12 protein-coding genes are annotated in these 20,942 nt (G+C 69.8%); 8 read left to right on the top strand and 4 right to left on the bottom strand.

Features of this window, described 5'->3' with window-relative positions:
• Nucleotides 1-67: 67 nt before the first annotated feature.
• The 3 genes from D7X74_RS05625 to D7X74_RS05615 form a co-directional block, all read right to left on the bottom strand.
• Nucleotides 68-1,567: a trypsin-like peptidase domain-containing protein gene (locus tag D7X74_RS05625; protein WP_120531875.1), complete on the bottom strand. Its 1,500-nt coding sequence runs from the start codon at nucleotides 1,565-1,567 to the stop codon at nucleotides 68-70.
• A gap of 102 nt (nucleotides 1,568-1,669) precedes the next feature.
• Nucleotides 1,670-3,259 (bottom strand): glycoside hydrolase family 57 protein, encoded by a 1,590-nt coding sequence (locus tag D7X74_RS05620; RefSeq protein WP_120531874.1) that lies wholly within the window; start codon nucleotides 3,257-3,259, stop codon nucleotides 1,670-1,672.
• Between the two features lie 26 nt (nucleotides 3,260-3,285).
• On the bottom strand, nucleotides 3,286-5,805 hold the full coding sequence (locus D7X74_RS05615) for a DUF4912 domain-containing protein (protein ID WP_147446482.1): 2,520 nt from the start codon (nucleotides 5,803-5,805) through the stop codon (nucleotides 3,286-3,288).
• Between the two features lie 135 nt (nucleotides 5,806-5,940).
• Between D7X74_RS05615 and D7X74_RS05610 the strand changes: the two genes are divergently transcribed.
• Both D7X74_RS05610 and D7X74_RS05605 read left to right on the top strand, forming a co-directional pair.
• Entirely contained in the window at nucleotides 5,941-8,844 is a 2,904-nt protein-coding gene (locus tag D7X74_RS05610) for a glycosyltransferase family 4 protein (protein WP_120531872.1), read from the top strand.
• A gap of 99 nt (nucleotides 8,845-8,943) precedes the next feature.
• Nucleotides 8,944-13,533: a response regulator gene (locus D7X74_RS05605; RefSeq protein ID WP_120531880.1), complete on the top strand. Its 4,590-nt coding sequence runs from the start codon at nucleotides 8,944-8,946 to the stop codon at nucleotides 13,531-13,533.
• 105 nt (nucleotides 13,534-13,638) lie between these two features.
• Here the strand turns inward: D7X74_RS05605 and D7X74_RS05600 are convergent, their stop codons facing one another.
• The gene (locus D7X74_RS05600; RefSeq protein ID WP_120531871.1) at nucleotides 13,639-13,863 is read right to left on the bottom strand and encodes a hypothetical protein; all 225 of its coding nucleotides are present in this window, start codon (nucleotides 13,861-13,863) and stop codon (nucleotides 13,639-13,641) included.
• Nucleotides 13,864-14,055: 192 nt separating this feature from the next.
• Between D7X74_RS05600 and D7X74_RS05595 the strand changes: the two genes are divergently transcribed.
• The 6 genes from D7X74_RS05595 to D7X74_RS05565 all read left to right on the top strand — a co-directional run bounded on the left by D7X74_RS05595 (nucleotide 14,056) and on the right by D7X74_RS05565 (nucleotide 20,927).
• Nucleotides 14,056-14,997 (top strand): MoxR family ATPase, encoded by a 942-nt coding sequence (locus D7X74_RS05595; RefSeq protein ID WP_120531870.1) that lies wholly within the window; start codon nucleotides 14,056-14,058, stop codon nucleotides 14,995-14,997.
• A 154-nt stretch (nucleotides 14,998-15,151) separates the two neighbouring features.
• On the top strand, nucleotides 15,152-16,099 hold the full coding sequence (locus tag D7X74_RS05590) for a branched-chain amino acid transaminase (RefSeq protein ID WP_120531869.1): 948 nt from the start codon (nucleotides 15,152-15,154) through the stop codon (nucleotides 16,097-16,099).
• A 59-nt stretch (nucleotides 16,100-16,158) separates the two neighbouring features.
• Entirely contained in the window at nucleotides 16,159-17,496 is a 1,338-nt protein-coding gene (locus D7X74_RS05585) for an AAA family ATPase (protein ID WP_120531868.1), read from the top strand.
• Nucleotides 17,497-17,617: 121 nt separating this feature from the next.
• Nucleotides 17,618-18,457: a Fic family protein gene (locus D7X74_RS05580; RefSeq protein WP_120531867.1), complete on the top strand. Its 840-nt coding sequence runs from the start codon at nucleotides 17,618-17,620 to the stop codon at nucleotides 18,455-18,457.
• Between the two features lie 191 nt (nucleotides 18,458-18,648).
• Nucleotides 18,649-19,770 (top strand): bifunctional oligoribonuclease/PAP phosphatase NrnA, encoded by a 1,122-nt coding sequence (locus D7X74_RS05570; protein WP_120531866.1) that lies wholly within the window; start codon nucleotides 18,649-18,651, stop codon nucleotides 19,768-19,770.
• The gene (locus D7X74_RS05565; protein WP_120531865.1) at nucleotides 19,767-20,927 is read left to right on the top strand and encodes a cysteine desulfurase family protein; all 1,161 of its coding nucleotides are present in this window, start codon (nucleotides 19,767-19,769) and stop codon (nucleotides 20,925-20,927) included. Before D7X74_RS05570 ends, D7X74_RS05565 begins: the two co-directional genes overlap by 4 nt.
• The last annotated feature ends 15 nt before the right edge of the window (nucleotides 20,928-20,942 follow it).

Below are 20,942 nucleotides of genomic sequence, written 5' to 3'. Positions count from 1 at the left end.
CCCCCACCCCCACCGCCGTGCTGTCACCCAACGAGACGTAGTTGACGCTCATTGCTGCTCGCTCACCTCAGGGAATCTTCAGCGCACGCAAGAGCCGCCCGCCGCCGGGACCGGCCACGCGCAGCAGCAGGGTGCTGCCCGCAGGCGCGGCGCGGATGACCGCGGCCAGTTCCTTCGCGCTCGCGATGGGCTTGCGGTTCGCCTCCACCACCAGCATGCCCGGGGACAGCTGCGCGCGGTCCGCGGGCGAGCCGGGGATGATGTCGGTGATGAGCGCTCCGGAGCGCTCCGTGAAGCCCGCCTGGGACGCGGTGCGCGCATCCAGGTCCTGCAGGGACACGCCCACGCGGCGCGAGGTGTCCTGCTCCTCGGCGGCCTCGGGCTTCTTCTTGGACATGCCCTCCAGGTCCGGCCGGGTGCCCATCGTGACCTTCACGTCCTGGGCCTTGCCGTCGCGGTAGAGGCTGAGCGTGGTGACGCTGTTGGGCTTCTTGAGCGCCACCGTGCGGGTCAGCTCGCTGTCGGAGCGCACCTTCTGCCCGTCCACGGCGACCACGACGTCGTCCGCCTTGAGCCCCGCCTTCGCCGCGGGGGAGCCGGGATTGATCTGCGTGAGGATGGCGCCCTCGTTCACCGGCAGCTTCAGCGCCTGCGCCAGGTCGCGCGTGAGGGGCTGGATGCCCACGCCCAGCCAGCCGCGCGTGACGGAGCCGCTCTTCTCCAACTGCGGCAGGAGCGCCTTGATGAGGTTGCTGGGCACGGAGAAGCCGATGCCCGTGCCCCCGCCGACGATGGCGGTGTTGATGCCCACCACCTCGCCCTTCATGTTGAACAGCGGGCCGCCGGAGTTGCCGGGGTTGATGGCCGCGTCCGTCTGGAGGAAGTCGTCGTACACGCTGGCGCCGATTTCGCGGGCCCGCGCGGACAGGATGCCCACGCTGACGCTGGAGGCGAGCCCGAACGGGTTGCCGATGGCCAGCACCCAGTCGCCCACGCGCACCGCGTCCGAGTCCCCCAGCTTCACGGTGGGCAGCTGATCCACCTTCTCCTTGATCTTCACCACGGCCACATCGGTGAGCGGGTCGCGCCCCACCACCTCGCCGGTGAACGAACGGCCGTCGTCCAGGCGGATGGTGATGGTGACCGCGTCCGCGATGACGTGGTTGTTGGTGAGCACCAGGCCCTTGGGGTCGATGATGAAGCCGGACCCGGCGCCCTGGCGGACCTGCTCCCGCTCACTGCGACCGCCGCCCCTCCCACCGTTTCCACCGAAGAAGCGGTCGAAGAGCGGATTGTCCTCCATGCCCTCCGGCACTTCGGGACGGGCCTGCACGTCCACGTTCACGACGGCGGACTTCACCGAGTCCACCAGCGGGGCCAGCGAGGCCAGCGACTGGGCCTCGCGCGTGGCGGGCTGGAGGTTGCCGGCCTGTCCGGAAGCCGCCTGCTGCGTCTGTGGTGCGGCGGGCTTGGGCGCCGGAGCCTGCGCGAGGGCGAGCGTGGGCGACGCCAGCACCAGCACGGCGGCCACGAGCTTGCGACGGAACGGAAGGAGCGTGTGGGTCATGGATTCCTTCAAGCTAAAGCGGAAACGAGTCCCCGCAACCGGAACGACATCGTCCGCCTGCGGGAGGTGAACTCCCGGCCAGCCCGCCTGTTCCCGAAGCGCTCAACCAGGCCGGTACACCCGGTAGTCCAGCTCAGGGAACAGGTTGTCGCGGCCCTCCACGTGGGACAGCCACGCTTCGTCGACGGTGCCCGCGCGCACCTGATCGTGCAGGCGCAGGAAGCGCTGCAGGTGCTCCTTCGTCCGGCGGACGGCGTAGTCCACCATGGTGCCGGTCTTCATGATGAAGGCCCAGTCGGAGGACTGCGCCAGCAGCAGCTCGCGCGCGGCCTGGTTCAGCGCCCGGCGCGGCAGGGATGAAGCGTCAGGGAAGTCCCGCGCCAGCTCCACCATCTGCTTCGCGCAGTGGTCCAGGTGCCGGTAGATCCAGTCGTTGCTTCCGTCCAACCACATGTTGGCGTAACCGCCCGCGCCCCAGGAGGACAGGGGCGGCGTGGCCACCTGGTTCTCCGGGTGCGCGCGCAGGTCGTCCAGCGGGCTGATGAGGTCGAACTTCCGGGGCTCGCGCGCGGCCTGACGGATGAGCGCTTCGATGAAGTGGGGACCTTCGAACCACCAGTGACCGAACAGCTCCGCGTCGTAGGGCGCGACGACCACGGGCTTGCGGCCGCCCATGCGCGAGGCGAGGTATTCGAACTGGCGCTCGCGGTTGAAGAGGAAGTTGCCGGCGTGCACCCCAGCGCGCTCGCGGGCGGCGGCCGGATCATAGGGCTGCTTGTCGTTCGTCTTGCCGGTGATGCGGAAGTACTTGAAGCCGGTGTTCTTGCGGTCGCCGGTGGGCTGGACGAAGGGCCGGATGTAGTCCTGGTCCAGGTCCCAGCCGATGTCCCGGTAGAACTCGCGGTAGACGGGGTCGCCCGGGTAGCCGTGCTCGGTGCTCCACACCTGCTGGCTGCTCTCCGGGTCGCGTGCGAAGGCGGCGACGCCCGGCTCGGTGAAGATGGGGGCGTAGGGGCCGTGCAGCGGGCGGGGCGTGGCGTCGGTGAGCGCGTGCGTGTCGACGAAGAAGTAGCGGATGCGCTCGGCGGAGAGGACGCGCTCCAGGCCCGGGTAGTAGCCGCACTCGGCCAGCCAGATGCCCGCGGGGTCGCGGCCGAAGTTCTGGCGGTAGTGGTTCGCCGCCACCGTCACCTGGGCGCGCACGGCCTCGGGCGTCTGCTGCATCAGCGGCAGGAAGCCGTGGGTGGCGTTGCAGGTGAGGATCTCCAAGTGGCCTGCGTCCTGGAGTCTGCGGAACGCGGCGACGAGGTCACGGCGGTAGTGGTTGTTGTACGCGAGGCGCAGCGATTCGAAGTGGTCGCGGTGGAAGACGGCCAGCGGGTGGAACGAGGCGTCGTGACGGGTGCGGTGCACCTCACGGGCGCCCAGCTCGCAGAGCAGGTCCAGGCGCCGGGCGTAGCGCTCGCGCAGCAGGTCGTCGTTGAGCATCGTGACGAGCGTGGGCGAGAGCGTCATCGTCACCCGGAAGGGGACGCGCTCCTCGACCAGCGTGTCGAACACGCGCAGCAGCGGCAGGTACGTCTCCGAGATGGCTTCGTAGAGCCAGTCCTCCTCGAGGAAGTCCTCGTACTCGGGGTGGCGGACGAAGGGGAGATGTGCGTGGAGGACCAGCGCGAGGGAGCCCAGGCTCATAGGTCAGTCGAGGAGGCCGTGCGGGTTCACGAACGTCCACGGCGCGAAGAGCGCCGGGACTTGGAGTTGGAGGACTTGGAGCCCGGGGATGAAGGCTCAGGAGGCGCGGGCTTCGCGGGCGCGGAAGGTTGAGCGGGTGCGGCCTCCGTCCGGGCCGTTTCGGTCCGAGGCGCGGCGGCCTTCGCGGACGGAGTGCCAGGCACCGCGGGAGCGGCGGTCTTCGACGGCGGTGCGGGCGGAGGCGAAGACGCTTCGGCCTTCGCGGGCGGAGTGCTGGGTGCGACCGTCGAGGGCGCTGCCTTCGATGCCACGGCAGCCGCCTCCGTGGACGGAGAGCCACTCAAAGGCGCAGGAGCCGGAGCAGCCACCTGCGACGCCTCGCCAGATGCTCTCGCCTTGTCCAGGGCTCGCTGTTCGGACGCGGACAGACCGCGCGCCACGCTCAGGGCCCACGGATCCCTGGAAGCCTCCGGCGCAGAAGCGCGCGACGGCTCCGGAGAAACCACCCCTTGCGAACGTGAATCCGACGCGGAGGGTTTCCCCACGGAGACGGGCAACGAAGGCGCACGCGAGCCATTCCCCACGCCACGGCCATTCACGGGAAGTGGCGCCGAAGGACCCTTCGCGGGAGGCGCGCCAGCGGGTGCACGCGAATCATCCAGGGAGCGCGCATCCGATGCCCCGGCCGCGCGCGGCACCGTCGGGTGCTGCTGCCCCGAAGCGCCCTCCGTCCCCAGATACCGCTGATCCGACGCGCCAGCCGCACGCGGCACCGTCAGGTACTGCTGATCCGAAGCCCCCTGCGCACGCTCCGGGGACAGATACCGCTGATCCGACGCGCCAGCCGCACGCGGCACCGTCAGGTACTGCTGATCCGAAGCCCCGGGTACCGGCGACACCGTGAGGTAGCGCTGATCCGAAGCACCCGGCGCACGCGGCACGTCGATGTACTTCTGGTCGGACGCGCCCTGCCCTCCCGCGCCTTCCACGTAGCGCTGATCCGAAGCGCCAGCGGCACGGGAAGCAACCTCCAGATAGCGGTACTCCGACACACCGCCCGGAAGCAGTGCCTGCCCATACCGTTGATCCGAAGCACCCGGCGCGCGCGGCACTTCCAGATACCGATGGCCCACCGCGCCCCCGGTCTGCTCGTAGCGCTGATCCGAAGCTCCCGGCGCGCGTTCCACCGACAGATAGCGCTGATCCGAAGCACCCGGTGCCCGCGGCGGAGCCAGGGGAGCAAGCTCCACAGTTCCCGCTTCATACCGCTGGTCCGAAGCACCCGGCGCCCGGGGAGCACCCTCCAGATAGGCCGCCTCCCCATAGCGCTGATCCGAAGCGCCCGGGGCCCGCACACGGTGCACTTCCGGAACATCGCGCACGCCCGCGCTGCCCGGCAGCGTCACCCGGCGCCACGTCACGTACTCGCGCTCCTGCGGCTCCGGAGCGCGCGAGGCCACCACCGGCACGGGCTCCTCACGCTGGCGGTTCACGACGGGCGGGGGCGGATTGCGCAGGAACCGGATGGACGTGTCCGACGACGGTCCCGCCGGCGGCAGCGTCGCCCGGTTCGACGAATGTCCGATGCGGCGCGAACGGCCATCCGTGCCGACGAAGTGCGCCTCCACCCGGAACGTGCGCCCGGGGGACATGTCCCGCAGGTAGAAGCTGCGCGACTCCAGCGCGAAGTCCACCTCGCGCGCCACACCCTCCCCGTCGAACACCTTCAGCACCGCGCGCGGCGACGGCAGGCCATCGAGCGCCCGCTGCATGCTGGCGTCACTGAAGTCCCAGAACACGAAGAGCGTGTGCGGATCGCGCGCGAGCAGCACCATCGCGTCGTCCTGGTAGTCCAGGGGCAGCTCGGTCAGGTGCTCCTGCCGCTCGGGCGTCGCGTCCGCGGGGGGCAGGCGCGGCGCCTGCTCCTCCAACAGATGATGGCGGCGCGCCTCGGCCTGCCCCGCGATCTTCGTCACGAAGAACCCCTCCACCAGGGGCTCGGCGGCATGCGGAGGCTCGCTCGCGGGCACGGCGACCGCTCCGGCGGCGGCAGTGTGCGCCCCCTCTGCATTCGGCGCGCTCGACGGACGCGGCGTGGGCGCGTCGGGGAACGACGGCAGCGTGTCCTCGTCGTCCGGGTCCCTGCGCGACTTGCCGCGCGCGGGGAAAGTCACCACCCGCGCCGGCCGTGTCCGGGGTCCGCCCGAAGGCTCGGTGATGGGTTCCGAGGAAAGTTCTCGTGCCTGTGCTTCCTGGGCATCCGACGCCTCCGGAGGCGGCAGGGGAACGGACCCGGGCTTCGCGCCCCGCGCCGGACCGGAATCCGGCTGTCCGGAATCCAGCGTGCGCTCTTCCCCGCCCACGTCACCGGAGCCCCGCTGGGACACGTTCAGTCCCGCCAGGCGCGCGAGCCGCCCCAGGGCGGGAACACGCTCGGCGAGCGCGCTGACGAACTCACGCCCTCGGGACGCGCCGGACCGCTCCCGGAGGTATTTCCGGGCCAGTTCGCGCAGGTAGCTCAAGGTGACGCCCTTCCGCTCATCCATGGACACCCCGCCTCGTTATGTCGCGGCATACAGGGGGTCAACGCATCCGTCACGGGATGTGTTTGTCTGCCGACCCCGTACTTCTTCCTTCACGACCGATGACACCTTCCCCTTGTCCAAGTATCCTGCGACCGCTTGAGTGACCTGCCCAGACTTCTCCTGTGCAGCTTCGACGTCATCCCCGGCCCGTCTGGCTCCTCACGCCGACTGACCGAGTATCTGAAGGCGTTGCCTGACCGCTTCTCCGTGGTGGTGCTGTCGGCGAAGACGCCCGACCACTCCCATATCGAGAAGTACCAGGGCGCCCGGCTGCTTCGCGTCCCGGTAGGCTCCGGCGACCTGGCCTCGCGCATCCAATCCTTCGAGCGGGCCGTGCGTCGGCAGCTGGAGAGCGAGGACTACGCCCTCGCCCACTTCACGGACCCCTTCGGCGGCTACGCGCTCTGCGAGCTGAAGGCGGACTACGGCTACCGCCTCATCTATGAGGCGCAGACCTTCCCCTCGCAGGAGCTGCGCTACACCCATCCCCAGACGGATGGGGACCGCCGCTTCCTGTCGAAGATCCGCCGGCAGGAGCTCTTCTGCCTGATGAACGCGGACCTCGTCGTCACCGGTTCGCAGACGACGCGCGGGTACATCCAGGGGCTGGGCGCCGCGGAGGACCAGCTGCGCATGCTGCGCGCGCCCGTGGACCTGAAGCCCTATGACCCGGAGGTGCTCGGCGCCCCGGACGGCACGCCCCTGAGGATGATGTACCTGGGCAGCCACGTCGGCTGGCAGGGCCTGCCCACCCTCCTGAGGGCCACGGCGCTCGCCGCCCAGCAGGTGGACGTGCGCCTGACGCTCGTGGGCGCGCACCATCCCGACTGGAAGCCCCACCTGGACGACCTGGTCAAGGACCTGGGACTCAAGGAGAAGGTCGACTTCCAGCCGCCCGTCGTCCACGACGATCTCTTCAAGGTGCTGGCCCTGGCGGACGTGGGCGTGCTGCCCATGGACGACTCGGAGCGCAACCGGGTCCAGGGCGGACCGCTGGCCAAGGTCTCCGAGTACATGGCCGCCGGCCGGCCCGTCATCGCCGCGGACCTGCCCGTCACCCGCGAGCTCATCCCCCAGGATGCGGCCGTCTTCTTCCCGCCCGGGGACAGCCGCGCGCTCTCCGAACGCATCGTGGAGCTGGCGCGCGACGTGCCCCGCCGCGTGGCGCTGGGCCGGGCCGGTCGTGCGCACGCGGAGAAGGTGCTGGACGCGGGCCTCATCCGGGGCCAGCTGCTGGACCTCTATGATTCGCTCCTGAAGAACCGCGGAAACCTGCCCGTGGGCGCCGCCAACGAGCCGCCCGACGTCACCATGACGGGCACGCCCACCAACCGGCTCGCGAACCTGGGCATGCCGGAGTCCTCCAAGCCCGCGCCCGTGCCCAAGCCGCCCGCGAAGCCCGCCGCGCCGGACACCGCGCCCGAAGCCTCGGCCCCGGAACCGGCGGCGAACAAGGAAGGCGCCGAGGACCTGCCCCTGGTGATGGGCATGGCCCTGGAGGAAGGGCTCGACACGCGGCTCGTGAAGACCGAGCCCGACATGCGCCCGGATGAAGTCCCCATGGTCCTGGGCCTGCCGCTGCGTGAGCGCGCGCCCGCTTCAGCGCCTGCGCGGACCGAAGCCCCGGCGTCGGTCGACAGTGGGAGCGACACCGCCAGGACCACCCTCCCGGCCGCCCCGACGAAGGAGGAACCGGAGCCCCTGGGCGGTCGCCGGGGCGAGCCGGGTCCGCCGACGGAGCTGGTGACGAGCTTCTCCGCCAAGGCGCTCTCCTCCCGGGACTCGACCCTGGACACGTCCTCCAGGGACGCTGGCAATGCCGACACCGCCCCTCGCGGGCAGGGCGACGACGCGGCCCACTCCGGACCGACGCCCGTCGTGCGCCGCTCGGCCCTTGACGATGAGGGCGAAGCGCCGGCCCCCACGCCCATCGTGCGTCGGCCGGCCCCGGCAGAGGACGAAGAGAAGGCGCCCACGCCCATCGTGCGCCGGCCCTCCTCGCTCGCCTCCGAGGACGAAGAGAAGGCGCCCACGCCCATCGTCCGTCGCTCCGGCGTCACCCGGGAGGAGGAGTCTCCCGCCCCGACGCCCATCGTTCGCAGGTCCTCGGTGCTGGTGGAGGACTTCCCGGAGCCACCGGCTCCCACGCCCATCGTGCCCATGCGCTCCGTGATGAACGCGGGGCGGAGCACGAATGCCGGGCGCTCCGATTCGAAACCCCCGCGCCTGGCCTTCACCGGCGAGCCGCCCTCCGCCGCCACCGAACCTTCCCGCTCTCCTCCCCTTCCTTCCATGGCCGACGCGGACAAACCGCCCATCCGTGGCGGCCTCGCCGCTGATCCAGGCCGTCCCGCCTCCCCTCGCACGCCGCCGCCGGTGCTGTCGGAATCCGACAAGCCGCCCATCCGGGGCGGAGGCCTCGCGGGTGACGCGGACAAGCCGCCCATCCGGGGGGGAGGCCTCGGGCTCGACGCGGACCGCCCCCCGCAGCTGCCGCCCCGGGCCGTCTCACCGCCGCCCGTTCCGCGCCAGGGGCCGCCACCCCGGCTGATGCCGTCGTCTCCGGAGGGACAGGCCCGCTCGGGGCCGCCCGTCCTGAAGCCCTCCTCGCCCGCCTCCGCGGACGACGAACCGGAGGAGATCGCCGCCGACGAGGCCGAGTCCCTCGACGACGACGGCAGCACCACCCCGTCCAACGCCCGCGCGGCGCTGGACGAGCCGGAGGAGATCAGCAGCGACGAGGTCCACGACGCGGACTCGCTCGCCCTGGAGGCCGCGGACGCGGAGGACGCCGAAGCCGCGGTGAGCGAAGAGCCTCCGCCGGCGCCGCCCGGATCCACCCTCAACCCGTGGTTCGCCCAGCTGGCGCACGGGTACTGTCCGCCTGAAGGAGCCCAGTTCGCCCGGCACACCCCTCCCACCAACTTCCCGGGGAGGGATCCGGAGGCTGGAACGCCCCCACCTGTCGGCCAGGGAGCGGTTCGCAACAAGAACACGTGAGGCAAGCGACCGAGCGCCGCTCGGAAACTTCCCAAGCCTTGCGCCCGCCGAATAGGATGTGGCGGTTTTCACTGCACTTTTTGCTGGGTGAAGGGCTTCATGGAGCGTCGCGTCCTCATCGTCGAAAGCCAGAACGACTTCGCACTCAGCATGGCCTCCGTGCTCAAGAGCGCGGGCTACAACACGGCCATGGCCACCACTGCGTCAGATGCGCAGCGGGAGCTGGAGAAACGCCGACCCGACCTGGTCGTCGTGCGCGCGGAGCTGCCGGACCAGTCCGGCTTCGCCCTCTGTGGTCAGATCAAGAAGGGCAAGTGGGGCCAGAACCTCAAGGTCCTCCTGCTGTCCTCCGACTCGGGCGTGGAGGGGCTGAACAAACACCGTGAAACGCCCGCCGCCGCGGACGGCTACCTCGTCATCCCCTTCGAGATGGGGGAGCTCGCCTCGATGAGCGCGGGCATCGTCCCGCCCGGCACCGACGAAACGGACGCGGACCTGGACGCGGCCCTCTCCGGCGCCCCGCGTGAGGCCCCGCCGCCCATGCCCGGCGTGCGCACCGGCGCCCCGCCCAAGCTGCCCAAGCGCGAGCGCCGCAGCGCCATGACGGACGAGGACAAGTCCTTCATGGACCGCGCCTTCTCCTCCATCGCGGACCGCAAGGCGGAGCTGCTGGCGGAGTCGCGTCAGCTCAAGCGCCCGCCCCCGCGCCGTGAATTGATGGGCACGCCCGAGGGGAAGATTCAAATCCTCCGGGACGAGCTGAAGACACGCGAAGCGCAGCTCGCGCGCCTGTCCGAAATCTGGAGCGTCCGCGAGCGGGAGCTGCTGTCCGTCGAGGACCGGCTCCACGAGAAGGACGTGGAGCTGCAGGGCCTGAAGATGCAGGTGGATGACCTGCTGCGGCGCTTCAACGACGCCCAGCAGTCCATCGTCCAGAAGGAGCGCGAGCACGGCGCCACCGTGGACGACCTGCTCCTGCAGAAGTTCTCCTCGGAGAAGGACCTCATCGAGGTCGTCGCCTCCAAGGAAAAGGACATCAACGTCCTGCGCAAGGAGGTCAACCTCCGCGACGAGGAGCTGTCCCGCCGTGGCGCCGACCTGGAAGGCTGGCGCAACGAGTTCGACAAGCTGGAGAAGCACCTCGGCGTCGTCACGCTGGAGTTCGAGGTCAAGGAGCAGAAGCTCCAGGACACGGTCCGCGCCAACGAGGCGGACATCCTCCAGCTGCGCGAGCGCGGCGACCAGTTCGAGTCGGAGCTGGGCCGCACCGTCAGCGAGCGCGACCAGCGCTACGCCGAGCTGGACGGCGAGATCCAGGCCCTCCAGGAGCGGCTGACCCAGACCGAGCAGGAGCGCGACGCCACCGTGCGCGGCCTGGAGGCCCGGTCCACCACCGCGGAAGAGCACGCCAGCCGCTCCGACGCGGAGATCGAACGCCTCAACGCCGAGCGTGCCGCGCTGGAGCAGCGCCTCACGCAGCAGGTGGCGGACCTGGAGTCGGACATCGCGCGCGTCACCGGCGAGCGCGACCAGCTCAAGCTGGACAAGGACGAACAGGAAGCGGACCTCACCCAGCGCGTGGAGGAGCGCGACGCGAAGCTCGCCTCGCTCGACCGCGAGCTGCAGGAGGCCATCGCCCGCAACGAGAACAGCGAGGCGGAGCTCAACGCCACCATCCAGCAGCACCGCGAGCGCATCGGTGAGCTGGAGGGCGAAGTCGAGGCCGTCAAGACGCACCTGGAGGACCGCGAGTCGGAGCTGAACGCCGAAATCCAGGCGCTCCAGCAGGCCAAGGACGCGCTGGAGCAGGACCTCACCAGCCAGCTGGAGAACCTGCGCTCTGAGAAGGACGCCCTGGAGGCGGACCTCAAGGGCCAGATCCAGGCGCTCAGCGAGCAGCTGGACTCCGCCCAGCAGCAGGGCGAACAGCTCTCCGCGCGCGTGGCGTCGCTGGAAGACACCGTCGCCCAGCGCGACAGCAGCATCGAGGGCCTGCAGTCGGACGTGGCCGAGCGCGACTCGCGCATCTCCGAGCTGACCGGGAACCTGGAGGCGACGAGCCAGCAGCTCACGGAGACGCAGGGCACCCTCTCCAGCACCGAAGCCACCCTCGCGGAGACGCGCGGCGAGCTGGAGGCGACGAGCCAGCAGCTCTCCGAGACGCAGACGACGCTCTCCACCACGGAGGGCACGCTCGCGGAGACGCGCGGCGAGCTGGAGGCGACGAGCCAGCAGCTCTCCGAGACCCAGACGCGCCTGACGCAGACCGAGGAGACCCTCGCCTCCACGCGCGGCGAGCTGGAGGCCACCAGCCAGACGCTGGCGACCACCGAGGACACCCTCGCGCGGACCCAGGACACGCTGGCGCGCACGGAGGCCACCCTCGCGGACACGCAGGGCACGCTCTCCAGCACCGAAGGCACGCTCGCGGAGACGCGCGGCGAGCTGGAGGCGACGAGCCAGACGCTGTCCGACACCCAGTCCCGACTCGCGCAGACGGAGGAGACGCTCTCCACCACGCGCGGCGAACTGGAGGCCACCAGCCAGACGCTGTCCGACACGCAGGGCACGCTCTCCAGCACCGAAGGCACGCTGTCGGAGACGCGCGGCGAGCTGGAAGCCACCAGCCAGACCCTGTCCGACACGCAGACGCGGCTTGCGCAGACGGAGGAGACGCTCGCCTCCACCCAGGGCGAACTGGAGGCGACCAGCCAGACCCTGACGCGCACCGAGGCGACCCTCGCGGACACGCAGGGCACGCTGGCGCGCACCGAGGCGACCCTCGCGGACACGCAGGCCACGCTCTCCAGCACCGAGGGCACGCTGGCGGAGACGCGCGGCGAGCTGGAGGCGACGAGCCAGACGCTCACGCAGACCCAGGAGTCCCTGGAGTCGACGCGCGCGGAGCTGGCCAAGACGACCACGCACCGCGACGAGCTGGACGCGGAGCTGAACGAAACGCGCGACATCCTCCAGGAGACCAACGGTCTCCTCGCCCGCACCACGCAGGAGCGCGACACGCGCATCGCGGAGCTGCAGGCGCTCGGCGAGGCGAAGGATTCGCTGGAGCAGGACCTCACCGGCCAGATTGGCCAGCTGCGCGCGGACCTGTCCGAGACGCAGGGCCTGTATGAGGCCGAGCGCGGCGCGCACGCGACGCTCGCGCAGGAGACCACGGCCCAGATCGCCGCCCTCACCGGCGAGCGCGACGGGCTGACGCAGGAGCTGAACGCCACGTCGCAGCAGCTGGCCGACACCCAGGCCCAGCTCACCGACACCCGGGACGTCCTCGCCCGCGAGGAGCAGGCCCACGCGAAGACGCGCCAGCAGGCCGCCGCTACCCAGGCGGAGCTGGAGCGCCAGCTCGCGGACTCGCAGGCGAACGGAGAAGAGCTGGCCGAACAGCTCATCGTCACCAAGCACGAGCTGGGCGCGCGCGTGGCGGAAGTCACGCAGCTGTCCTCCAAGCTCGCGCAGACCGAGGACGCGCGGCACGACCTGGACGACCGCCTCCAGACGCTCACGCACGAGTCCCAGCGTCGCGAGGAGCTGCTCCAGAACGAGGTCGACACCAAGGGCAAGGAGCTGTCGGACACGCTGCGCAAGCTCACCCACGTGACGCAGGAGAAGATGCGTCAGGCGGAGGTGCTCAACCGCGAGGTCGCCACCCGCACCGACCAGGTGAAGGCGCTCGAAGGCCAGCTGCAGACCCAGGCCGCCGAAGCCAAGAAGCAGGCGGACGCGCTGGGCCAGCAGCTCAACGCCGTGTCCAGCGACCTGGACGGGGCGCGCAAGGCCATCGCCGAGCGCGACTCGCAGCTCCAGCAGGCCGGCCAGTCCCAGCAGAAGCTCGCCAGCGAGCGCGACGGACTCGCCGGACAGCTCCAGCAGACCCAGGCGCAGGCCCAGGCCCAGGCGCAGCAGGCCCAGGCCGCCGCCGCCGCCCAGAAGAAGCAGGCCGACGAACTGGCCGCGAAGCTGGCCAAGGCGGAGCAGACCATCGCGCAGCTCGGCCAGGACGCCCAGAAGGCCGCGGCCGACACGGACGCGAAGCTCAAGGACGCCCAGGCCCAGCTCCAGGCCCGCACCAAGAAGGCCCAGGACCTGGAGCTCGCGCTGGAGAACGCCACGAGCGCCCGGAGCCGCGCGGAGAAGGAGCTCACCGCCCGCGTCACCGCCGCCGAAACCAAGGCCAACGAGTCCGCCGCCCGTCTCGCCACCGCGCAGAAGGAGCGCAAGGACCTGGAAGCGCGTCAGCTCAAGGAGCTGGACGACCTCAACGCCAAGCAGAAGGCGGAGCTGGAGCGTCGCGAGGCCATCAAGGCCCAGGAAGTCGCCCGCCTCCAGACGTCCGTCCAGGAGAAGAGCAAGGCGCTCAAGGTCGCCGAGCTGGAGCTGGCCCGCTACAAGAGCAAGGCCCCTGCCCCGGCCGCCGCCGCTCCCGCCACCAAGCCCCCGGTGGACGAACACCTGGCCGTGACGGCCCAGGCGAACCCCGTCATCCCGGCCGCCGCCAAGCCCCCCGCGAAGGCCGCCGCCAAGCCGGCCGCGAAGAAGGCCGCCCCGGCACCGGCGCAGCCCCTGGCCGATGACGAAGACGCCCCGGAGCGCACCATGGTGATGCAGCTGCCCACCGCCCCCGAGGGCGAGGACGACTGGACGGCGCTCGTCGACGAACTCGACAAGTAGCCCTCCGCCGTCCCCTGGAAATGACGAGGGCCCGCGCACTCTTTCGGAGTGCCGGGCCCTTCGTGCGTCATCTCAGGTCGGTGACTCGGTGCGACGAGCGCCGCGCTAAAGGGCTGTGACGGCCTTCGCCTCGCGCAGCAGGTCACGGAAGTGCAGCGACCCCACCACGTCCCGCACCGACACCGGCCGGCCTTCGTCCCGGGCCTGCGCCTGCGCCATGCGCCAGCGCTCCACCAGCGTCCGCGTCGCGATGTACGCCATCACCAGGGGGATGCCGCCCGGCATCACCACCACCACCACCGCCATCGCCAGTTTCAACCACGCCCACATGACCCGCGACCTCGTTCGTGTCCTGAGATACGGCACTGAGATGCACGGTGCGTGCCCAGGGTGCGAAAATATTTACGCATCCTGATTCCGGGGGGTTGTAGCCCCAAAGGCCCTCAAGGGTGCGGACGGCGCCCCCACAACCCTGGCATTTTTGCCGCAGTCGTCAGGGGACCGTCGGTTAAGTTGACGGGTGTGAGCCCCCCTGAACTGACCTCCGCGATTCCGTCCTTCACCAGCGTGGAGGACGCGGCGCGTCGCCTGGAGGCGGTGGGCTACCTGTCGTCCCCCGAAATCGCCACGGCGGTGTTCCTGGCGGACCGGATGAACAAGCCCATCCTGGTGGAGGGTCCGGCGGGGGTGGGCAAGACGGAGCTGGCGCGCGCCCTGGCCCTGGCCCTGGACCGGGGCTTCATCCGCCTCCAGTGCTACGAGGGCCTGGACGAAGCCAAGGCCCTCTACGAGTGGGAGTACGCCAAGCAGCTGCTCTACACCCAGCTGCTCAAGGACAAGATTGGAGAGATGACGCAGGGCACGAAGACGCTCGCGGAGGCCGCGGACCGGCTCGCGTCCGGCGACGCGGTGTTCTTCTCCGAGCGCTTCCTCTTGCCCCGCCCCATCCTCCAGGCCCAGCTGTCGGAGAAGCCGTCGCTGCTGCTGGTGGACGAAATCGACAAGGCGGATCCGGAGTTCGAGGCCTTCCTCCTGGAAGTGCTCTCTGACAACGCAGTCACGGTGCCGGAGCTGGGCACCATCAAGGCGAAGCACATCCCGCGCGTCATCCTCACCAGCAACAACGCCCGCGAGCTGTCCGACGCGCTCAAGCGCCGCTGCCTGCACTTGCACATCGACTTCCCGGACCGGGAGCGCGAACTGCGCATCGTCCGCTCGCGCCTGCCGGAAGTCCCCCAGGTGCTGGCCGAGCAGGTGGTGGAAGCCGTGGCCGCCATCCGGGCGTTGGACCTGAAGAAGGCCCCGTCCATCAGCGAGACGCTCGACTGGGCGCAGAGCCTGGCGCTGCTCAACGCCGAATCGCTCACCGCGGACGTCGTCGCCGCCACGCTCAACCTCGTCCTCAAATACGAGGGTGACATCGAGAAGGCCCGCGCCAACCTTCCACAAATCGCCCAGGCCTGACGCACGGCGACTTGGACGGTGGACACAGTGGGGGCGCTGCGTTCAGGCAGCCCCCTGGCGTTTCGCGCTTTGCCTCCCCGGTGGGCCTGGATAGAAGGCTTGAAGACTCACGGTCTCAAGCCGTCCCACCCCTAGCCCGACGAGGAACTTCCCGATGAGCTCGACCTCATCCTCCGTACTGCGCGCCGAACACATCTGGCTCGATGGGAAGCTGGTGAAATGGGACGAGGGCAGCGTGCACGTGATGACGCACGCCCTCCACTATGGCCTGGGCGTCTTCGAGGGCATCCGCGCCTACAAGACCCATGACGGCCGGCTCGCCGTCTTCCGGCTGCGCGAGCACATCCAGCGCCTGCTGGACTCCGCGCACATCATCATGCTGCACATCCCCTACACCGAGGACCAACTGGTGGAGGCGACGCTGGAGCTGCTGCGCCAGCAGAAGCACCTGTTCGCCAACGGCGCCTACCTGCGCCCGGTGGCCTTCATGGGCGATGGCGCCATGGGCCTGGGCGCGGTGAACCCCACCCGCGTGGCCGTCACCGCCTGGGACTGGGGCGCGTACCTGGGCGACAAGGGCATCCGCGAGGGCATCCGCGCCAAGGTCAGCTCCTTCACGCGCATGCACGTGAACGTGAACATGGTGCGCGGGAAGATCACCGGCCAGTACGTCAACTCCATCCTGGCCAAGCGCGAGGCGGTGCTCGCCGGCTACGACGAGGCCATCCTCCTGGACATCAGCGGCTTCGTCGCGGAGGCCTCCGGCGAGAACATCTTCATGGTGAACAAGAAGGGCATCATCAAGACGCCGCCCCTCTCCTCGCCCATCCTGGACGGCATCACCCGCGACACCGTGCTGAAGCTGCTGCGCGACAGCGGCCGCCAGGTGGAAGAGGTGACGTTCACCCGCGACGCCCTCTACATCTGCAACGAGATCTTCTTCACCGGCACCGCCGCGGAGATCACCCCCGTGCGCGAGGTGGACAACCGCCAGGTGGGCGAGGGCAAGCCCGGTCCCATCGGGCGGTTCGTGCAGGACGCCTACTTCAAGGTCGTCCGGGGCCAGGACGACCGCTATGCGGACTGGCTGACCTACGTTTGAGAACAGTCGCCTGACGTGACATCCCGGCGGGCGGGGGAATCGGGTAGAACCCCTACCCGATGCCTCCCGCCGGGTACGCGTACGAAGACAATCCGTTCAAGCTCGAGAACCCGTCCGTCCTCGACATCGCTCCCTCGGAGCCGAAGTCGCTGGAGGACACCGGACTGAAGATCGGCCTGCTCGCCGACCTGGGTCTGAAGTTCCTCTACTACGCCGGCACCGGAACGGGCATGGGCATCGCGGAGAGCATGTGCCTGCCCTGGTCGGGCGTCGTCGAGCACGTGGTGGACTTCCTCGCCCAGGAGAAGCTGGTGGACCTGAGGGGCGGCAAGGGCTTTGGCCGCGCGTCCGTGGAGTTCGCCCTCACGGAGAAGGGCCGCGAGTACGCCCGCGACGCCCTCACCCGCTCCACCTACGTGGGCGCCGCCCCCGTCCCCATCGAGCAGTACAACGCCCTCATCACCAGCCAGACGGAGGAGACGCCCGTCGTCAGCCAGGAGGACCTGGTGATGGCCCTGGGCCACCTCACCGTCTCCGCGGAGCTGATGGACAAGCTGGGCCCGGCGGTGAACTCCGGCCGCTCGCTCTTCCTCTACGGCCCGCCCGGCAACGGCAAGACGAGCCTCGCGGAGGCCATCTCGCACATGTTCGGCGGCGAGGTGTACGTCCCGCACTGCCTCGAAATCGACAACCAGATCATCAAGGTCTACGACCGGATCATCCACACCCCCGTGTCGCTCGAAATCGGCTCGGCCGCGGGCGGCCGCCGGCAGACCTTCGAAATGGACAAGCGGTGGCTGCTCTGCCGGCGCCCCGCCGTCGTCGTGGGCGGCGAGCTGACGCTGGAGACGTTGGACCTCATCTACTCGGAGAGCACCCGCTTCTACGAAGCCCCGTTCCAGGTGAAGGCCAACGGCGGCATGCTCCTCATCGACGACTTCGGCCGGCAGAAGGTCCACCCCACGGACCTGCTCAACCGGTGGATCGTCCCCCTGGAGAAGCGGGTGGACTTCCTCACCCTCCACACGGGCAAGAAGTTCGAAATCCCGTTTGATCAGCTTCTTGTGTTTTCCACCAACCTGGACCCGAAGGAGCTGGTGGATGAGGCGTTCCTGCGCCGCATCAAGTACAAGATTGAAGTAGGCAATCCGGATGAAGAGTCCTACCGGGAGATCTTCCGCCGGGTGTGCGAGGCGGCGGGCATTCCCTACGTGGACCAGGCCATCACCTACCTCGTGGAGCACTACTACAAGCCGCGCAGCATGGAGATGCGCTCGTGCCACCCCCGGGACCTGGTGTCGCTCATCCGGGATGCGGCGAGGTACCGGCAGATACCGCCGGCCCTCTCCAAAGACTTGTTGGACCAGGCGTGCGAAGTGTTCCTGGTGAATCTCTAGTCGGGTTTTAATTGTTCCAACCGCGCGGAATTTCTAGAATCCGCGTGCCGTTGTACCGCCCGGCGCAGCCTCTGAGAAAACAGCGCCCGGGGCGGGCCGGGGCGAGAAGGAGCCGCAGTCCGTGAAGGAACGCTATCAAGACATCGACGAGAAGAACGAGCAGCTGCGCGAGTACCTCGACATCTACAAGGACAAGCAGCCAGCGCGCGAGTTCCTCGACCGGTTCGAGATGTCGTGGATCTACCACGACGCCGCGCTCGAAGGCGTCGTCTACACGCACCAGGAGTTGATGGCCGCGCTCTTCCCGGCACGCACCGCCGCGGAAGCGTCCATGATTCCGGTCGTCCTGGAGATCCGCAACCACAAGGCGGTGGCGGATTACATCCGCGAGGAAGCGCAGGGCGCGAAGAAGCAGTCCGCGCTGACGCTCACCACCATCAAGCGGATGCACGACCTCTTCCTGGGCAACACGCCGGAAGCCCTGGCCGAGCGCGCGCGCATGGAGCGGCGCGAGCGCACGGAGAAGGAGCTGGCCAAGGAGAGGGATCGCGCGGGGCTGCGCAAGGACATGCCCCTGCACCGCACCTACTTCCACGACATCACCCAGCCGGCGAAGATCCAGGCCCGGCTGGAGAAGCTCGTGGACCACACCGCCAGCGCGGAGTTCCGCGAGTTCCACCCCATCAAACAGGCGGCGGTGGTGCAGCACGAGTTCCTGCAGATCTTCCCCTTCACCGAGCACAGCGGGAAGGTGGGGCGCATGTGCAGCAACCTCATCCTGCTGCGCAACGGCTACATGCCCGCGGTCATCCACTCCATCGATCGGCAGCGCTACTACGAGTCCTTCCGGGGCCCGGTGGCCGTCTTCCGCACGGTGCTGATGGACGCGATGGAGAACTCGCTCGACAACGGCGTGAAGTACTTCCGCGACCTGGGTCGCAAGTACAAGACCGTCGAGTAGTCATCCCCGGGGCTCAGCCCCCGGGCAACCCACCAGGGAGGCGGACGGCCTGAGGGCCGTCTGCTTCGCCGTGAAGGACGGGCGGGTCATCGACACCATTGGGGTGCTGGACCCACCTTTTCCGGAACGTCAGGGGGAGAACATCCGACTTCTCGAATCCCCGTGGCGGAGGAAGTAAAAGAAGAACCTCCATGCCCGTGACCCCTTCCCTCCAGAGCCGCCGCGCCCAGCTTCCCGCTGGCAGCGAGCTGACGGAGCCTCCGCCAGCACGCCTGGCCCACCTCCCCGCCGTCGAAAAGCTGGGCCGCCTGCTGCGCGTGGCCAAGGGCCACCGCCGGGCGCTCATCCTGACGCACGACAACCCGGATCCCGACTCCATGGCCGCCGCCGTGGCGCTCGCGCACCTGTTGGAGTGCAAGGCCGGCGTGGAAGCCCAGGTGGGCTACGGCGGCATCATCGGCCGGGCGGAGAACATCGCCTTCGTGAAGGTGCTGCGCCTGCCCGTGTCGCACGTGTCGCAGCTCGACTTCTCCGAGTACGACCTGTTCGGCCTCGTGGACACGCAGCCGCCGGTGCGCAACCACTCGCTGCCCGCGAAGATCCGCGCGGACATCGTGGTGGACCACCATCCGCTGCGCGAGGAGAGCCTCCAGTCGCCCTTCGCGGACGTGGGCGGCGACTTCGGCGCCACGTCCACCATGCTGGTGGAGTACCTGCGGGCCGCGCGGGTGGAGCCGTCCCTGGAGATCGCCACCGCGCTCTTCTACGGCATCAAGGCGGACACGCGGGACCTGGGCCGGGAGACGACCCAGACGGACGTGGACAGCTACCTGTGGCTGTTCCCCCGCTGTGACAAGACGATGCTGGGGCAGATCGAGCACCCGGAGGTGCCCGCCCGCTTCTTCCAGCTCTTCCACACGTCCATCGAGAAGGCGAAGGTCTACGGCACCGCCATCATCACCGACCTGGAGGAGGTCTACTCCCCGGACATGGTGGCGGAGGTCGCCGAGCGGATGATGTTCCTCGAAGGGATGAAGTGGTCCCTGGCGTACGGGACGTTCCGCAACCAGCTCTTCCTGAGCCTGCGCGTGAAGGACCGGCGCATGAACGCGGGCCGGCTCATCCGCGAGCTGTGCGAGGACCTGGGCGGCTCGTCCGGCGGCCACGGCAGCATGGCGGGCGCGCGGCTTCCCCTCTCTGGCAGCGCCAACAAGCGCAAGGCGCTCAAGCGCGAGCTGGTGGGGCGCTTCCTGGAAGCCTTCGGCGTCGCCCAGGAGCGGCCGGTGTCGCTGCTGTCCGCGCAGGACACGTGATCTACTGGGACCACAACGCCGCCGCGCCGGTGCGCGCGGAGGTGGGTGCCCTGCTCGCGCGAGCCTTCACGGAGGGCGGCTTCGGCAACGCCTCCAGCGTGCACGGTGGAGGGCGCGAGGCGCGCGGTCGGCTGGACGCGGCGCGGGCCCGGGTGGCGCGGCTCCTGGGCTGCGAGCCGAAGGAGATCTGCTTCACCGCCTCGGGCAGTGAGGCGGATGCGCTCGCGCTGCTGGGCGCGTATGCCGCCAGGCCCGTGAAGGAACGCCGCCGGGTGGTGGGCTCGACGGTGGAGCACCCTGCCCTGCTGGGCGCGCTCACGCAGTTGGAGCGAGAGGGCGCGCAGGTGGTGCGGGTGTCTCCCGGCGCCGACGGCCGCGTGCCGTTGGAGGCCCTGCTGGAGGCGCTCACGCCGGACACCGCGCTGTGCTCGCTGATGTGGGCCAACAACGAGACGGGCGTGCTGCAACCAGTGGCGGACGTGGCCCGAGCGTGCCGGCAGCGCGGCATCCTCTTCCACACCGACGCCGTGCAGGCCGCGGGCAAGGTGCCGCTGACGCTGCGTGAAGTGGACGCGGATCTGCTCTCCCTGTCGGCGCACAAGTTTGGAGGGCCGCAAGGCTCGGGCGTGCTGGTGGTGCGCAAGGGCGTGGACGTGCGGGCGCTGACCCCCGGGCACCAGGAGGGCGGACGCCGGGGAGGCACGCAGAACGTCCCCTACGCGGAGGCCCTGGCCCTGGCCCTGGAGCTGGCCGCGAAGGAGCAGTCGACCGTCGCCGGACGGGTGGGCGCCCTGCGCGACGGGTTCGAGCAGCAGGTGCTCACGCGGCTGCCCGGCGTGACGGTGAACGGCGCCGGGGCACCGCGCGTGCCCAACACCAGCAACCTGCGCTTCGACGGCGTCGAGGGCGAAGCGCTCCTGATGGCGTTGGACCTGGAAGGCATCCACGTGTCGTCGGGCGCGGCCTGCGCGTCCGGGACGCTGTCCCCGTCGCACGTGCTGCGCGCCATGGGCCTGTCCCCCGCGCAGGCACGCGGCAGCCTGCGCTTCAGCTTGGGACCGAACACCACCGAAGCAGAGGTGTCACGCGTCGTGGAGGCGCTGTGCACGCACGTCCCCCGCGTGCGCGCCCTGGAAGCCTCGTCCGCCATCGCCTGAAGGCGTCACCGCGGG

This window comes from Corallococcus sp. CA047B (assembly GCF_003612065.1).
Taxonomy (GTDB): domain Bacteria; phylum Myxococcota; class Myxococcia; order Myxococcales; family Myxococcaceae; genus Corallococcus; species Corallococcus praedator.
Note: the sequence above shows the minus strand (reverse complement) of the source record. Positions and strands in the feature narration are given on the sequence as shown.

What these genes read in the sequence shown, in the direction of transcription:
- D7X74_RS05625 (WP_120531875.1), bottom strand. Translation starts at nt 1,567, where the DNA reads ATGACCCACACGCTCCTTCCGTTCCGTCGCAAGCTCGTGGCCGCCGTG.
- D7X74_RS05620 (WP_120531874.1), bottom strand. Translation starts at nt 3,259, where the DNA reads ATGAGCCTGGGCTCCCTCGCGCTGGTCCTCCACGCACATCTCCCCTTC.
- D7X74_RS05615 (WP_147446482.1), bottom strand. Translation starts at nt 5,805, where the DNA reads ATGGATGAGCGGAAGGGCGTCACCTTGAGCTACCTGCGCGAACTGGCC.
- D7X74_RS05605 (WP_120531880.1), top strand. Translation starts at nt 8,944, where the DNA reads ATGGAGCGTCGCGTCCTCATCGTCGAAAGCCAGAACGACTTCGCACTC.
- D7X74_RS05600 (WP_120531871.1), bottom strand. Translation starts at nt 13,863, where the DNA reads ATGTGGGCGTGGTTGAAACTGGCGATGGCGGTGGTGGTGGTGGTGATG.
- D7X74_RS05590 (WP_120531869.1), top strand. Translation starts at nt 15,152, where the DNA reads ATGAGCTCGACCTCATCCTCCGTACTGCGCGCCGAACACATCTGGCTC.
- D7X74_RS05585 (WP_120531868.1), top strand. Translation starts at nt 16,159, where the DNA reads ATGCCTCCCGCCGGGTACGCGTACGAAGACAATCCGTTCAAGCTCGAG.
- D7X74_RS05570 (WP_120531866.1), top strand. Translation starts at nt 18,649, where the DNA reads ATGCCCGTGACCCCTTCCCTCCAGAGCCGCCGCGCCCAGCTTCCCGCT.